At 71.0% G+C, this 13,142-nt stretch carries 19 protein-coding genes; 14 read left to right on the top strand and 5 right to left on the bottom strand.

Going from position 1 to position 13,142, the window contains the following annotated elements; genetic code table 11:
• Nucleotides 1-56 precede the first annotated feature (56 nt).
• The 3 genes from J7E22_RS13315 to J7E22_RS18290 all read left to right on the top strand — a co-directional run bounded on the left by J7E22_RS13315 (nucleotide 57) and on the right by J7E22_RS18290 (nucleotide 2,765).
• Nucleotides 57-650: a TetR/AcrR family transcriptional regulator gene (locus J7E22_RS13315; protein WP_214982297.1), complete on the top strand. Its 594-nt coding sequence runs from the start codon at nucleotides 57-59 to the stop codon at nucleotides 648-650.
• A gap of 156 nt (nucleotides 651-806) precedes the next feature.
• Nucleotides 807-2,216, top strand: coding sequence for an LLM class flavin-dependent oxidoreductase (locus J7E22_RS13310; protein ID WP_308159255.1), 1,410 nt, complete (start codon nucleotides 807-809; stop codon nucleotides 2,214-2,216).
• A 21-nt stretch (nucleotides 2,217-2,237) separates the two neighbouring features.
• Nucleotides 2,238-2,765 (top strand): N-acetyltransferase, encoded by a 528-nt coding sequence (locus J7E22_RS18290; RefSeq protein WP_214982296.1) that lies wholly within the window; start codon nucleotides 2,238-2,240, stop codon nucleotides 2,763-2,765.
• Here J7E22_RS18290 and J7E22_RS13300 read toward each other — a convergent pair.
• Nucleotides 2,749-3,297, bottom strand: a complete 549-nt coding sequence (locus J7E22_RS13300) for an SRPBCC family protein (protein ID WP_214982295.1) — start codon at nucleotides 3,295-3,297, stop codon at nucleotides 2,749-2,751. The two genes, J7E22_RS18290 and J7E22_RS13300, sit on opposite strands and share 17 nt — an antisense overlap.
• Nucleotides 3,294-3,869 carry a GNAT family N-acetyltransferase gene (locus J7E22_RS13295; protein WP_214982294.1) on the bottom strand — a complete coding sequence of 192 codons (576 nt, stop codon included), beginning with the start codon at nucleotides 3,867-3,869 and terminating at the stop codon, nucleotides 3,294-3,296. The genes J7E22_RS13300 and J7E22_RS13295 overlap by 4 nt, the downstream gene beginning before the upstream one ends.
• A 38-nt stretch (nucleotides 3,870-3,907) precedes the next feature.
• On the opposite strand from J7E22_RS13295, the gene J7E22_RS13290 reads away from it, so the two are divergent.
• From J7E22_RS13290 to epsC, 4 genes are all read left to right on the top strand, one after another.
• On the top strand, nucleotides 3,908-4,945 hold the full coding sequence (locus J7E22_RS13290) for a dipeptidase (RefSeq protein WP_214982293.1): 1,038 nt from the start codon (nucleotides 3,908-3,910) through the stop codon (nucleotides 4,943-4,945).
• A 67-nt stretch (nucleotides 4,946-5,012) separates the two neighbouring features.
• On the top strand, nucleotides 5,013-6,029 hold the full coding sequence (locus tag J7E22_RS13285; protein ID WP_214982292.1) for a YhcG family protein: 1,017 nt from the start codon (nucleotides 5,013-5,015) through the stop codon (nucleotides 6,027-6,029).
• A 137-nt stretch (nucleotides 6,030-6,166) separates the two neighbouring features.
• Nucleotides 6,167-7,105 carry a cysteine synthase A gene (gene cysK / locus J7E22_RS13280; protein WP_214982291.1) on the top strand — a complete coding sequence of 313 codons (939 nt, stop codon included), beginning with the start codon at nucleotides 6,167-6,169 and terminating at the stop codon, nucleotides 7,103-7,105.
• The gene (epsC, locus tag J7E22_RS13275; protein WP_374193278.1) at nucleotides 7,102-7,704 is read left to right on the top strand and encodes a serine O-acetyltransferase EpsC; all 603 of its coding nucleotides are present in this window, start codon (nucleotides 7,102-7,104) and stop codon (nucleotides 7,702-7,704) included. Before cysK ends, epsC begins: the two co-directional genes overlap by 4 nt.
• Here the strand turns inward: epsC and J7E22_RS13270 are convergent.
• Complete coding sequence (locus J7E22_RS13270) at nucleotides 7,697-7,996, bottom strand: excalibur calcium-binding domain-containing protein (RefSeq protein WP_214982290.1); 300 nt, start codon at nucleotides 7,994-7,996, stop codon at nucleotides 7,697-7,699. The genes epsC and J7E22_RS13270 overlap by 8 nt on opposite strands.
• 164 nt (nucleotides 7,997-8,160) lie before the next feature.
• On the opposite strand from J7E22_RS13270, the gene J7E22_RS13265 reads away from it, so the two are divergent.
• Complete coding sequence (locus J7E22_RS13265) at nucleotides 8,161-8,544, top strand: MmcQ/YjbR family DNA-binding protein (protein WP_214982289.1); 384 nt, start codon at nucleotides 8,161-8,163, stop codon at nucleotides 8,542-8,544.
• 28 nt (nucleotides 8,545-8,572) lie between these two features.
• Here J7E22_RS13265 and J7E22_RS13260 read toward each other — a convergent pair whose 3' ends face one another.
• Nucleotides 8,573-9,178, bottom strand: coding sequence for a TetR/AcrR family transcriptional regulator (locus J7E22_RS13260; protein ID WP_214982288.1), 606 nt, complete (start codon nucleotides 9,176-9,178; stop codon nucleotides 8,573-8,575).
• A 115-nt stretch (nucleotides 9,179-9,293) separates the two neighbouring features.
• Here J7E22_RS13260 and J7E22_RS13255 point away from each other — a divergent pair, with 115 nt between their 5' ends.
• Complete coding sequence (locus J7E22_RS13255; protein ID WP_214982287.1) at nucleotides 9,294-9,965, top strand: NAD(P)-dependent oxidoreductase; 672 nt, start codon at nucleotides 9,294-9,296, stop codon at nucleotides 9,963-9,965.
• A 28-nt stretch (nucleotides 9,966-9,993) separates the two neighbouring features.
• Here J7E22_RS13255 and J7E22_RS13250 read toward each other — a convergent pair whose 3' ends face one another.
• Nucleotides 9,994-10,629: an MOSC domain-containing protein gene (locus J7E22_RS13250; RefSeq protein WP_214982286.1), complete on the bottom strand. Its 636-nt coding sequence runs from the start codon at nucleotides 10,627-10,629 to the stop codon at nucleotides 9,994-9,996.
• Between the two features lie 134 nt (nucleotides 10,630-10,763).
• Here J7E22_RS13250 and J7E22_RS13245 point away from each other — a divergent pair, with 134 nt between their 5' ends.
• From J7E22_RS13245 to J7E22_RS13225, 5 genes are all read left to right on the top strand, one after another.
• A complete protein-coding gene (locus J7E22_RS13245) occupies nucleotides 10,764-11,246 on the top strand; it encodes an Asp23/Gls24 family envelope stress response protein (protein WP_214982285.1) in 483 nt (160 codons plus the stop codon).
• A complete protein-coding gene (locus tag J7E22_RS13240; RefSeq protein WP_214982284.1) occupies nucleotides 11,243-11,428 on the top strand; it encodes a hypothetical protein in 186 nt (61 codons plus the stop codon). Before J7E22_RS13245 ends, J7E22_RS13240 begins: the two co-directional genes overlap by 4 nt.
• 125 nt (nucleotides 11,429-11,553) lie before the next feature.
• Nucleotides 11,554-12,108 (top strand): RNA polymerase sigma factor, encoded by a 555-nt coding sequence (locus tag J7E22_RS13235; protein ID WP_214982283.1) that lies wholly within the window; start codon nucleotides 11,554-11,556, stop codon nucleotides 12,106-12,108.
• Entirely contained in the window at nucleotides 12,105-12,806 is a 702-nt protein-coding gene (locus J7E22_RS13230; protein WP_214982282.1) for a hypothetical protein, read from the top strand. The genes J7E22_RS13235 and J7E22_RS13230 overlap by 4 nt, the downstream gene beginning before the upstream one ends.
• On the top strand, nucleotides 12,803-13,111 hold the full coding sequence (locus J7E22_RS13225) for a hypothetical protein (protein WP_214982281.1): 309 nt from the start codon (nucleotides 12,803-12,805) through the stop codon (nucleotides 13,109-13,111). The genes J7E22_RS13230 and J7E22_RS13225 overlap by 4 nt, the downstream gene beginning before the upstream one ends.
• The last annotated feature ends 31 nt before the right edge of the window (nucleotides 13,112-13,142 follow it).

The following is a 13,142-nucleotide window of genomic DNA, read 5'->3' as shown; positions in this document are numbered from 1 at the left end:
TGAGTAACATCACAATACACACGATGTGACCGAGTCACATCACCTAGACTGCTGTCATGGGCAGATGGGAGCCGGATGCGCAGGGTCGGCTCCTGCGTGCCGCGTTCGAGCTGTTCGGCGAGCGAGGGTACGAAGCGACCACGACGGCGCAGATCGCCGAACGTGCCGGCCTGACCAAGACCACGTTGTTCCGCCTGTTCGCCGACAAGCGGGAGATCGTGTTCCAGGCCCAGGGTGCCCTCGTGGCGCTGGTCCAGGAAGGCGTTGCGGAGGCACCGGCCGATGCCAGCCCGTGGATGCTCCTGTCCGACGGCCTTCGGCGCCTTTCTTCCGCACACACCGAGGAACAGCGCGGTACCGGCCGCATCCTCGACTCCCTGCTGCTGACGAGCGCCGAGCTCAACGAACGCGCTGTCCAGAAGCGATTCGTGATCACCGCAGCGTTGGAGACGGCACTCATCAAGCGACACGTGGATCCCGCGCCTGCGGGCATCCTGGCCGACGTCGGGATGCGCGCGTACTACGCGGGGTACGCCGTGTGGGTCGCGGAGGACGGCCCGGAACCCATGACGCGCTTCGTGCTCGATCAGCTCGAACAGTACGCAGATGCGGTGGATCACCTGTACCGGGACCGACACCCCGGTCCGTGACGTCGCCACCGGCCCCCAGCGCCTTGGCGTGCCGATCGCCGGTCGTGCGCACTGACCAGCCGCGCGCCCCTGCGGACCCGCACCGCGCCTCCCGTCCGCCGTCATTGATCGTCACGATGCGTGACGGACGCGACCACCGGCCGTAGCGTCCTGCCCGTGACCACGAACCCCGAGCCCCGGCAGATCCGCTTCAACGCGTTCGACATGAACTGCGTCGCGCACCAGTCGTCAGGACTGTGGCGCCATCCCCGTGACCGTTCCCGGCACTACAACGACCTGTCCTACTGGACGAACCTGGCGCAGCTGCTCGAGCGCGGGCACTTCGACGGGATCTTCATCGCCGACGTGCTCGGGACGTACGACGTCTACGGGGGCACGAACGAGGCAGCGCTCCGCACCGGCTCTCAGGTCCCGGTGAACGACCCGATCCTGCTCGTGTCGGCGATGGCCGCCGTGACCGAACACCTCGGGTTCGGGATCACCGCGGGCACGGCGTACGAGCACCCGTACCCCTTCGCCCGGCGGATCTCGACCCTCGACCACCTGACGAAGGGGCGCGTCGGGTGGAACGTCGTCACCGGCTACCTGCCGAGCGCCGCTCGGAACATGGGGCAGACCGACCAGCTGTCGCACGACGACCGGTACGACGTCGCCGACGAGTACCTCGAGGTCCTCTACAAGCTTTGGGAGGGCTCGTGGGAGGACGACGCCGTCATCGAGGACCGGGAGACCGGCGTCTTCACGGACCCGTCGAAGGTGCACCCGATCGAGCACCACGGCACGCACTTCGACGTCCCCGGCATCCACCTGTCCGAGCCGTCGATCCAGCGCTCGCCGGTGATCTACCAGGCGGGGGCGTCGCCCCGCGGCATCCGGTTCGCGGCGGAGAACGCCGAAGCCGTCTTCGTCGGTGCACCGACCATCCCGCAACTCGCGGAGACGGTCCGCAAGATCCGGGACGCCCTGGAGGCCGCTGGTCGCGACCGGTACGCCGCCCGCGTCTACACGCTGCTCACCGTCATCACCGACGAGACCGACGAGCTGGCGCGGGCGAAGTACGCCGACTACGCCTCGTACGCGTCGGCGGAGGGTGCCCTCGTGCTCAACTCCGGGTGGATGGGCGTCGACCTGTCCCAGTACGACCTGGACGAGCCGCTCGGGAACATCGAGTCGAACGCGATCCAGTCGGCGGCCGCGAACCTGTCGGCGGCGACGGGAGAGGACGGCGCGAACTGGACGGTGCGCGACATCGCTCGGCACACCGCGATCGGCGGACTCGGTCCGGTCGAGGTCGGCAGTGGTGCGACCATCGCCGAGCGCCTCATCGCGATCCAGGAGCAGACCGACGTCGACGGCTTCAACCTGGCGTACGCGGTGACCCCCGGCACGTGGGAAGACGTCATCGAGTTCGTCGTCCCCGAGCTGCGCGCCCGCGGGGCCTACCCGGACGGGTACCGGGAGGGCTCGCTGCGCCACAAGCTGCACGGGCGCGGCGACCGGCTGCCGGACGAGCACCGGGGCGCCGGGTTCCGGGTCGGGGAGCGCGAGGCTGCGACGGCGCGCTGAGGGCAGTCGTAGGGTGGATCGGTGATCACCGGTTCCGTCCCCCACGTCCAGGTGGGGTCGGACGCCGACGTGGCCGAGTGCATCGCGCTCTGGACGGCGGCGGTCGCCACCCGCGACGGCGTGCAGGAGTCCGCGGCGGTCCGTGCTCGCGCTGCCGAGAAGTTCCGGGTGGAGCGTGTCGCGCTCGTCGTGCTCCGCGGCTCCGCGCACCGGCAGGACGGCGTCGACCGGCCGATGCCGCTGGACGGGTTCGCCCTGGTGACGGCGCCGGGTACGGGGCGGCCCGACGACCCGGCGGACGCCGCCTACCTGTCACTGCTCGCCGTCCGACCCGACCTGCAGGCCCACGGCGTCGGTCGTGCGCTGCTGACGGCCGCGGTCGACGCTGCGGTCGCGCGGGGGCATCGGTCGGTCGCGTTGCACGTGCTCACGGACAACGCCCGGGCGGTCCGGCTCTACGCCGCCGCCGGGTTCCGGCCCGTCGGCGTGCCCTTCCCGCACGCCCTGTCCGGGGTCGAGACGCAGACCTTCGTCACCGGCCCGCGGTGAACCCGTCCGCGGGTCCCAGCTCCGCGGCGAGGGCAGCGTTCCGCTCCGTGATGAGGCGCTCGAGGTAGCGGCGGAGCACCAGGACCTCGGCCAGCCGGCCGAGCGGCCCGAAGGGCGCACGGAACTCGATCTCGTCGATCATGCGCGTGCCGCGGGCTGGGGGCATGCGCGCGCCGCGGGCTGGGGGCATGCGCGCGCCGCGGGCTGGGTGCATGCCCGTGCCGCGTGCCGACGGCTCGAAGCGGTGCTCGTGTCGGAACCGGGCGAACGGACCACGCACCTGTTCATCGACGAACCGGTGCGGGGCCTCCAGGGCGGTGATGCGACTCGTGAGCTGCCAGACGACGCCCAGGTGTCGCGCCCGGAACGTGACGGTCTCGCCCAGGCCGATCGCGCCGTTCGTCGTGCCGGCCACGGCGCGTTCGCCCGTCCCCGCGAGGGAGCGCTCGTGCGCACCGATGTCGAGCGAGATCGCGAACACACGCTCCGGTGGTGCGTCGAGCTCGGTGACGATCCGGAAGGACGCGGTCACGGTGCGGCCGGCCAGACCTGCGGGACGGAACGGTCGTCGTCGCGCAGGACGGCGGCGATCAGTTCATCGTGGCGTCGCCCGCGGTGCGTCACGCCGAGCCGTCGGCGCCCCTCGAACCGCAGACCGAGCCGTTGCGCCACCGCCGCCGACGGGGTGTTCGAGGCGATCGCGCGCCACTGCACCCGGAGGAGCCCGAGACCGCCGGGCTCCGATGCGAACGCCCAGTCCAACACGCGCCGCACGGCCTCCGTGACGAAGCCGTGGCCCCGGCCGTCGGGGTGCATGGCGTAGCCGATCTCGGCCGTGCCGTCGGCGAAGCCGAACAACCCGACCGTGCCGAGCAGGCGGGGGTCGTCGCCGACGCGGATCCCGAACTCGCACCGGGAGCCGGACTCCCAGCCCTGCACGACGGTGGTGATCCACTGCGCGGCCTCGGCCCGGCCGTACGGAACGGGCACCGGCGTGTAGGCGATGACGTCGGGATCGTTCGCGTACGCCACCACGTCGGGGACGTCTGCGGGCACCGGGACGGACAGGACCGAGCGCGCGGTCCGGAGGGTGACGGGCTGCATGCACCGAGGGTACCGAGCGCTCCGGTACCGTCTCGGAGATGACGCTCGACGCCTTCACCTTCCCGGTCATCGACGGACACAACGACCTGCCGTGGGAGCGTCGCGAGACCCACGACTCCAGCGTCGAGGGCATCGACACCGAGCACGGGACGCTGCACACCGACCTGCCGAAGCTCCGCGCCGGGGGCGTGGTCGGGCAGTTCTGGTCGGTCTTCGTGCCGGCGGACGACCCGGATCCCGTGCGGACCACGCTGCAGCAGATCGACCTGGCGCACCGCATCATCGAGCGGTACCCCGACGACCTCGCACTCGCCCGGACAGCGGCGGAGGTCCGGGCAGCTGTCGACGCCGGACGGATCGCCTCGCTGCTCGGCGCCGAGGGCGGGCACGCGATCGCGGACGACCTGGCGGTGCTCCGCGACCTCGCCCGACTCGGCGTGCGCTACATGACGCTCACGCACAACGACGACACCCCGTGGGCGGACTCGGCCACCGGGCAGCGACCACACGGCGGGTTGACCGACCGCGGGCGTCAGGTGGTCGCCGAGATGGAGCGCATCGGGATGCTCGTCGACCTGTCGCACACCGCGCCGGCGACGATGCACGACACGCTCGACGTCGCGACGCGGCCCGTCCTGTTCAGCCACTCGTCCACCGTCGCGGTCGCGGACCACCCGAGGAACGTGCCGGACGACGTGCTCACCCGGCTGTCGGCGAACGGCGGGGTCGTGATGATCACCTTCGTGCCCGCGTTCGTGTCGCGGGCATGGGCCGACTGGGAGGCCTCGGGGTCGCTCGGGGACCCGCCCGTCGTGACCGTGTCCGACGTCGCCGACCACGTCGAGCACGCCCGGGACCTCGCCGGGGTCGAGCACGTCGGACTGGGCGGGGACCACGACGGGACGCCGGTGCTCGTGCCGGACCTCGGGGACGTGTCGCGGTACCCGGTGCTCGCGGGGGAGCTGCAGCGTCGGGGGTGGGGCGCGGAGGACCTGCGGGCGCTCGCCGGGGGGAACGTGCTGCGGGTGCTCGAGGCGACTGATGACCGGTTCGCACGGACGGCGTTCGTGCGCTGATCACATCGCGGCTGCCGTGCATACGGATTGGTGGACTGGCGGGGAGCCGCAGTTCCAGTATCGCGGGATGACCGACGCCGACACGCTCCCCGGGGAGTACGCCGAGATGCTCCGATCGATCCGCGACCGGGTGGCGACCGCCAGGGCTCGCGCCCAGTTGGCAGCCAACACCGAACTCGTGCACCTCTACTGGTCGATCGGTGCGGCGTTGCTCCAGCGCTCCCGAACGGGTCGCTGGGGGAGCGGTGTGCTCGCTCAGCTCGCCGATGACCTCCGGGCGGAGTTCCCGTCGATGCGGGGGTTCTCAGCGACGAACCTCAAGTACATGCGCCAGTTCGCAGCTGCCTGGCCTGACGAGTCATCAATCGGTCAACAAGCCGTTGACCAATTGCCGTGGGGTCACATCACCGTGCTGCTCAGCGTCGCGGATGCGAGCGAGCGAGCGTGGTACGTGCGAAGTGCAGTCGACGGTGCCTGGTCGAGAAGCGTCCTCCGACACAACGTCAGACAGGGGCTCGCGACGCGACAAGGTGCCGCGCAGACGAACTTCCACCGCCTGCTGGACGACGACGGCGCAGACCGTGCGCAGGACGTCACGCGTGACCCCTACGTCCTCGACTTCTTGGCGGTCGACGGCGACCAGAACGAGCGGGCGCTCGAGGGCGCGATGGTCGAACGCATCACCGACACCCTCAGAGAACTCGGATCAGGGTTCGCGTTCGTCGGACGGCAGGTGCACTTCGATGTCGACGGCAACGACTTCTTCGTCGACCTGCTCTTCTTCCACGTCGAACAGTTGCGCTACATCGTGGTGGAACTCAAGTGGGGTGACTTCAAGCCGGAGCACGTCGGGCAACTCTCCTTCTACGTCGCCCTCGTCGACGACCGGCTCCGGCTCGCGACCCATGCCGACACCGTCGGCCTCCTACTGGTCCGCGGAAAAAGCGACGCGGTCGTTCACTATTCGCTCGCCTCGACCAACGCCCCCGTGGGCGTCGCTGCCGACGAGCTGCTCCCTCCGGAGCTCCAGCGTTCGCTCCCGACCGAGGAGCAGTTGCAGCGTGCGCTGCTCGGGACGCATTGACGGGGCGGAGGCAGCGGTGCGTCCGGTGGGGAGCGCGCGTCACGGAACAGGGGTGCGTCGGGTCCGGTCGCTAGGATCGGGCGCACACCGCGCCTCCAGTGCTGGAGCGCGTCGCGACCCGAAGAAGGACGGACCGGATGAGCGGCACGATCTACGACAACATCTCGCAGGCGTTCGGGAACACCCCGCTCGTCCGGCTCAACCGGCTGCCGCAGGCAGGCGGGGCCGAGGTCCTGGCGAAGCTCGAGTTCTACAACCCCGGCGCGAGCGTCAAGGACCGCCTCGGTGTCGCGATCATCGACGCAGCCGAGCAGTCCGGCGACCTGAAGCCCGGCGGCACCATCGTCGAGGGCTCCTCCGGCAACACCGGCATCGCGCTCGCACTGGTCGGTGCCGCCCGCGGCTACCGGGTCGTCATCACGATGCCCGAGACCATGAGCGTCGAGCGTCGCGCCCTCATCCGGGCGTACGGGGCCGAGGTCGTTCTGACCCCCGGGCCCGTCGGCATGAAGGGCGCAGTCGCGCAGGCCGAGCAGATCGTCGCCGAGACGCCCGGGGCGATCCTCGCCCACCAGTTCGAGACGGCGGCGAACGCGGCCATCCACCGTCGCACCACGGCGGAGGAGATCCTCCGCGACACCGAGGAACACGTGGACGTGTTCGTCGCGGGTGTCGGCACCGGCGGCACGATCACCGGCGTCGGGCAGGTGCTCAAGGAGCGCGTGCCTGGCGTGCAGATCGTCGCCGTCGAACCGAAGGACTCTCCGCTGCTGTCCGAGGGCAAGGCCGGGCCGCACAAGATCCAGGGTCTCGGAGCGAACTTCGTGCCCGAGGTGCTCGACCGGAGCGTCATCGACGAGGTCTTCGACGTCGAGCTGGACGACGCGCTCCGTGTGGCACGCGCGCTCGGCACCCAGGAGGGGATCCTGGCCGGGATCAGCTCGGGCGCCATCATCCACGCCGCGCTCGAGATCGCCGCTCGCCCGGAGAACGCCGGGAAGCGCGTCGTGGCGATCGTCTGCGACACCGGCGAGCGGTACCTGTCGACGATGCTCTTCGAGGGACTCTCTGCGTGACGCGACCCGCCCCACTCGGGGTGTGGCGGGCCATCCGGGAGGACCTGGCCGCCGCACGCCGTGACGATCCGGCTGCCCGGGGCGACCTGGAGAACGCGATCGTCTACTCAGGTCTGCACGCGATCTGGACCTACCGGGTGACCCATCGGCTGTGGAACGCCCGCAACCTGCCGGGCGCACGCTTCACGGCGCGGGTGCTCTCGCAGATCGCCCGGTCCGTCACGGGGATCGAGATCCACCCGGGTGCCCGGATCGGCCGTCGGTGCTTCATCGACCACGGCATGGGCGTGGTGATCGGTGAGACCGCGGTCATCGGTGACGACGTCGTGGTCTTCCACGGCGTCACGCTCGGCGGCAGGGGCGGTGCCCACGGCCAGGGTGCCCGGCGGCATCCACGGGTGGGGGACCGCGTCGTGCTCGGCGCGGGGTCCTCACTGATCGGCGCGATCACCGTCGCAGCCGACAGTGTCATCGGAGCGAACACCGTCGTCACGAAGGACGTGCCGGCGGGGTCGGTCGTCACCGGCGTCGCCGGCACCGCTCGGCCTCGCTCGGGGCACGAGGGTGTGCCCCCGCTCGGGCCCGACCAGGTCAGCTGAGCTCGCAGGCGATCCCGTCGCCGTCCGCGTCGCTCTTCTTGTTCGCGTTGTAGAGGGCGTCGTCCTTCTTCACCGTGCCCTTGAGCGCGCGGTAGGTGATCTTGCCGCCCGAGTTGACGCGGTTCTGCGTCACCGACTTCTTCGCGATCCCGCCGGAGTACACCTTGTGGATCGCCGTGCAGTTCTTGTAGACCGTGGGGGCCGCCTGGGCTGCCGAGGCGCCACCGACGATCGAGGAGGCGGCCAGGACGATGGCCGCGGCGGTGACGCCGAGCGTGCGGGTGGTGCGCATGGGTTCCCCCGGGGATCATGGAGACCGGTTCCGGCCGCCGCGTCGGGTACGCGGTCCCTCGATCGTACGACCTGATCGAACCTCACGATGACCCCCGATCAGGTGGGTCGATGCAGGTGGGTCGGTGGCGGGTGCGTGTCGGTCGTGGCGGGCATGCTGGTGCGATGGACGGGGAAGCGCTGCACGAGATCGCGATCCGCACGGCGATGGCGCTGCCGGCGGTCGACGAGACGCAGCCCTTCAGTGAGGGCACGTTCGTGTACAAGGTCGTCGGGAAGATGTTCGCGATGACGACCGAGCTGCGCGGCGTGCCGATCGTGAACCTCAAGTGCGCGCCGCCGCACGGGGCGTCCCTCGTGCGGGACCACGACGAGATCACGCCCGGCTGGCACATGAACAAGCAGCACTGGATCACGCTCGCACCGGGTCCCGGGATCGACGAGGAGTTGGTCGAGGACCTGGTGGCGAACGCCTACGAGCTGGTCGTCTCGGGGCTGCCCCGGGCGCGACGCCCGATCGACCCGGCGCGTCGGGCGCAGGCCGACTGACGGCCCGGAACCCGGCCCTCGTCGTCGGTCAGCCTCGTTCGGATGCGACGGCGCTCCGCAGCAACGCGGAGCCGAGCAGGACGGCCACCGCTTCGTCGACCAGCCGGTTCCCCTGTGCACGCGAGATCCGGCGTGACGCGACGAGCCTCGCGATGCCCTGCAGGGTCGCCGCGAACAGCAGCTTGAAGGTCTCCCGCGGTTCCGTGCCGTGCGTCGAGGGGCTCGCTCCCATCGCGTCGTCGAGCACCCCGAAGAGCCGTGCGGCGGCGTCTCGCACCGCGCCCACCTGGCCGTCCGTCTTCGCCTGGAACATGAGGTCCATCAAGGCCGCGTCATCGATCGCGAAGTCGACGTACGCCCGTGCGACCCGTCGGAACCGGTGTTCCAGGGCGCCACCGGCCGCGAGTGCGGTCCGCACATCGTCCGTCAGGCGGTCGAATCCGACCTCGGCCAGGGCGTCGAGCAGTGCCTGCCGGTCGCGGAAGTGGCTCCGCGGAGCGCCGTGGCTGACCCCGGCGCGTCGGGCGAGCTCGCGCAGGGAGAGTCCGTCGAGCCCGGTCTCCCGGAGCATCGTCGTCGCCTCGTCGAGCAGCGCCGAGCGCAGGTTCCCGTGGTGGAAGGGCCGCTCGGTCATGTGGCCATCGTACGTGATCTAGGCATTGCCTATTATCTAGACATCGCCTACATTGGGCGACGAGCAACCAGTGCTCCGCGGTGCCCGTGCCCAACGGGGTGGACAGGATGACGACATGAACGAGCAGAAGACCTTCCTGGTGTTCGGTGGAACCGGGCAGACGGGGCGGCACTTCGTCCGTCTCGCACTGCAACAGGGGCATGCGGTGCGCGTGCTCGCGCGCACGCCCAGCAAGCTCGCGATGGAGCACGAGGACCTGCAGGTCGTGCCGGGGTCGATCACCTCGGAACTCGACCTCGACGCACTCCTCACCGGAACGGACGCGGTCGTGGCCATGCTCGGCGACGTCGCGGCGCAGCGGGAGCGACAGGTGAACACCGAGTTCGTCCGGGCGCTCGTGCCCGCCATGCGACGGCAGGGGGTCAGGCGGTTCCTGTACCAGGCGGGTGGCCTCAGCGCGGCACCGGGGAAGCGCCTCGCACCAGCGCTCCGGCTGGTCCGCAGCACCATCGCCCGCGGGTACATCGGGCAGCACGAGGACAACGAGGCCGTGATGCGGTACCTGGACGAGGAAGCACGGGACATCGAGTGGATGGTGCACCGCGCCGGCATCGGCTCCGACGGTCCGTCGAAGGGCGAGCTGTACCGGTCACCGTCGGCCATCAGCATCGGGACGTTCGTGGACTGCGCCGCCTACAACCTCCGCACGGTCCAGGACGAGCGCGCAGTGCACACGTGCGACCCGAGCACGTACCGACGACCGTCGGGAGACCGAGACCGGGCCTGAGGGACCGGCTCGTCCGGAGTGCGAGCGACTAGGCCCGGACCCGGGTCAACACCTTCGTGACCTCGCGCTCCACCTTCGGCGCGAGCCGACTGCTCGACGCCAGGACCGCCCGTGCCTGCTCCGTCGAGAGTCCGGCGAACAGGTCACCGATCGTGACGCCGTGCTCCGGACGGTGGGTGATGACGACCGGATCACCGGCCGCGACCGGACCCGAGCGCACGACCCGGAGGTACGCACCGGGGCGCCCCTCGGCCGCGAACCGCTTCACCCACTTGTCGAGACGCATCCGCCGGGCGAACGTGCCGCACGGGATGCGCGGGATGGTGACCTCGAGTTCCAGGGTCTCGCCGATCCGCCATCGTTCGCCCGTCACGGCACCGGTGACGTCGATGCCGGTCGTTCGGAGGTTCTCGCCGAACAGTCCCGGAGGGATGTCGCGGTCGAGCATCTCCGCGAAGTGGGCCGCGTCCTCGTCGGCGTAGGCGTACACGGCCTGGTCCTCGCCCCCGTGGTGCTTCCGGTCGGCCTGCACGTCTGCGTGCAGGCCGAGGGGGCGGACACGCACGGCCCCGTCGACGGGACGCTTGTCGATCGCGGTGACGCCGATCGTGCCGGAGTCTGGCAGGAGCTGCGCGACGCGACAGACGGCGGTGACGGTGGCCATGTCGACACTCTGCCGCATCCCGACGCCGGGTGTGGGGAACCGGAACGGATCCGAGATCGGGTGTGACGATCGCGCGGTCCGGTCCGTCCTACCGACAGCGGCCGAGATCCGGTCGCCTGACGAGGAGGACCCCCATGGCCGACACGACGACGCCCACCACGACCGCAGCGACGCCCACCGACGCCACCCGGACCGCCGCGCACACAGGGACGTCCGGCTCGACCGGCTCGACGGGCACGACGGGCACGACGGGCACGACCGTGATCGACGACACCGTCGTCGCGAAGGTCGCCGGCATCGCCGCCCGCGACGTCGCCGGCGTGCACTCCCTCGGCACCGGCGCGGCCCGTGCCATCGGCGCGATCCGCGACGCGATCGGACAGCGCGACCTCGCCCAGGGCGTGAAGGTCGAGGTCGGCGAGAAGCAGGTCGCCGCCGACATCGTCATCGTCGCCGAGTACCCCGTCGCCCTGCAGGACGTCGCCGACGGCGTCCGAACCGGGGTCGCCCGCGCGCTCCAGCAGATCGTCGGCATGGACGTCGCCGAGGTCAACGTCACGGTCCAGGACGTCTTCATCCCCGGTGACGAGGACGAGACGCCGTCCCGGGTGGCATGACGACCAGCAGGACCGGGTGCGGAGCCGGGGCGGTCCACCGTCGGACCGCTCCGGCGCACCTGCTCGCGCAGGCGCGTGTTCACGCGCTCAGCGCCCGACGAGTCGGCGTCACGAAGGTCGTCTCCACCCGCGGTCTCCGGGGCGGACTCCCCAAGGGCTTCGCCGGGGACCACGTCGGCTGAAGCGCTGAGCGGAACGGGGGAGCACCGGAGCTGCACCGCGGAGCGGGCGCTCCGCCGGCCGCGCCACCACCGGCAGGGCACACCACCCGCAGGAGACATCCACCCATGACCAGTAGAAGGAAACCGTGCAGCACCAGCCCCTCGTGGACCTCGACGACGCCGTCCTCGCCGGTCGCGCGTCCGACGGCGACGTCCGGGCGTTCGAGGTCCTCATCCGGCGGTACACACCGCTGCTCCGGGCCTACGCGCGTCGGACACTCGATTCCACCGACGAACTCGACGACGTCGTGCAGGAGACGTTCATCACCGCGTGGAGCCGACTCGACGCGCTCGAGGACCGTGCCCGCGTCAAGTCCTGGCTCATGCGCATCCTCAGCCGGAAGTGCATCGACCGGATCCGCGCCCGCCGTGACCACGACGACGTCACCGAACTCGAGGTCGCCGCGCCGTCCCACGATGCTCCCGACCGCGTGGCCGAGGCGCGTTCGCGCGAGGAGGCGGTGGAGGTGGCACTCGCGTCCCTGCCGGACGAACAGCGGCGGTGCTGGATCATGAAGGAAGTGCTCGAGTACCGCTACGAGGACATCGCGGAGGAGCTCGGCCTCCCGGCATCGACCGTGCGTGGGTTGCTCGCACGGGCGCGGAAGAACATGATCCGACTGATGGAGGGATGGCGATGACGGAGCCGGACCGAACACTGCCCGACGTCCCCGGTGACCTCGACGGTCACACGATCGACGAACTCGCGGACTACCTCGACGCGGGGATGGTGCCCGCGGACCCGACCATCGACGACTCGCCGTCCTGTCAGAACGCCCTCGCCGCGATCGTCCGGCTACGGCAGTCGTCCCTGCGCGCGCTGGAGGAGGCGGCGGCGGACGAGCCGCCGGCGGACGAATCCTGGATCAGCGGCGTCCTCGCGAACATCTCGCTGGAGGCACGAGCTGGTCGTGACGTCCCGCTGCGACCCGAGGCCGTCACCGAACGCCCGGTGATGACCGAGGGAGCGATCCGGTCGCTCGTCCGCACCGCCGGCGACGGTGTGTCGGGCGTCGTCGTGGCGCGGTGCTCCCTCGACGGGGACGTGACGGAACTCGGCGCCCCCGTCCGCGTCGTGGTCGAGATCGCGATCCGGCAGGGGTACCCGGTGCAGGTGACCGCGACACAGGTGCGATCGACCGTGGTCGCCGTGCTCGCCGAGCAGACCGACCTGGTGATCGACGCCGTGGACATCGTGGTCCGGGACCTCCTGCCGCCCCTCCCGGAGGACCGGGACACCCCCGAAGCCGCGACGATCCCCGGTGACCCCGGTGACCCCGGTGACCCCGGTCGCACCGACAGCACCACGGGCATCGAGACCCCCGAGGAGGACGCATGAGCACCGACGCAGAGACCCTTGCCACCGTGGACGCGGCCGTCCTCGCGGTCCCCGGGGTGGCCGAGCTCTACCGCGCACGCCCCACGGTCGAGAGCGCGATCACGGCCGCACGCGGCCTGGTCCGCGGTGCAGGGGCCCCGCGGGTCGTCCTCGATGACGACGTCCTGCGGGTCGTCATCGGCACGGACGGTGTCCTTCCCGCTCCGGAGACGGCTCGAGCGGCCCACCTGGCCGCGCTCGCCGCGGCGACCGCAGGCGGTCTCGTCGTCGCCCGCGCCGACGTCCGGGTCGCGCGCGTCGGCTGACGGGGCCGAGGCGGACAGGAGGCACGTCGAG

Source organism: Curtobacterium sp. ISL-83, assembly GCF_018613895.1.
Taxonomy (GTDB): Bacteria; Actinomycetota; Actinomycetes; order Actinomycetales; family Microbacteriaceae; genus Curtobacterium.
The sequence above is the reverse complement of the archived record's forward strand: the minus strand, read 5'-3'. Positions and strand labels throughout refer to the sequence as shown.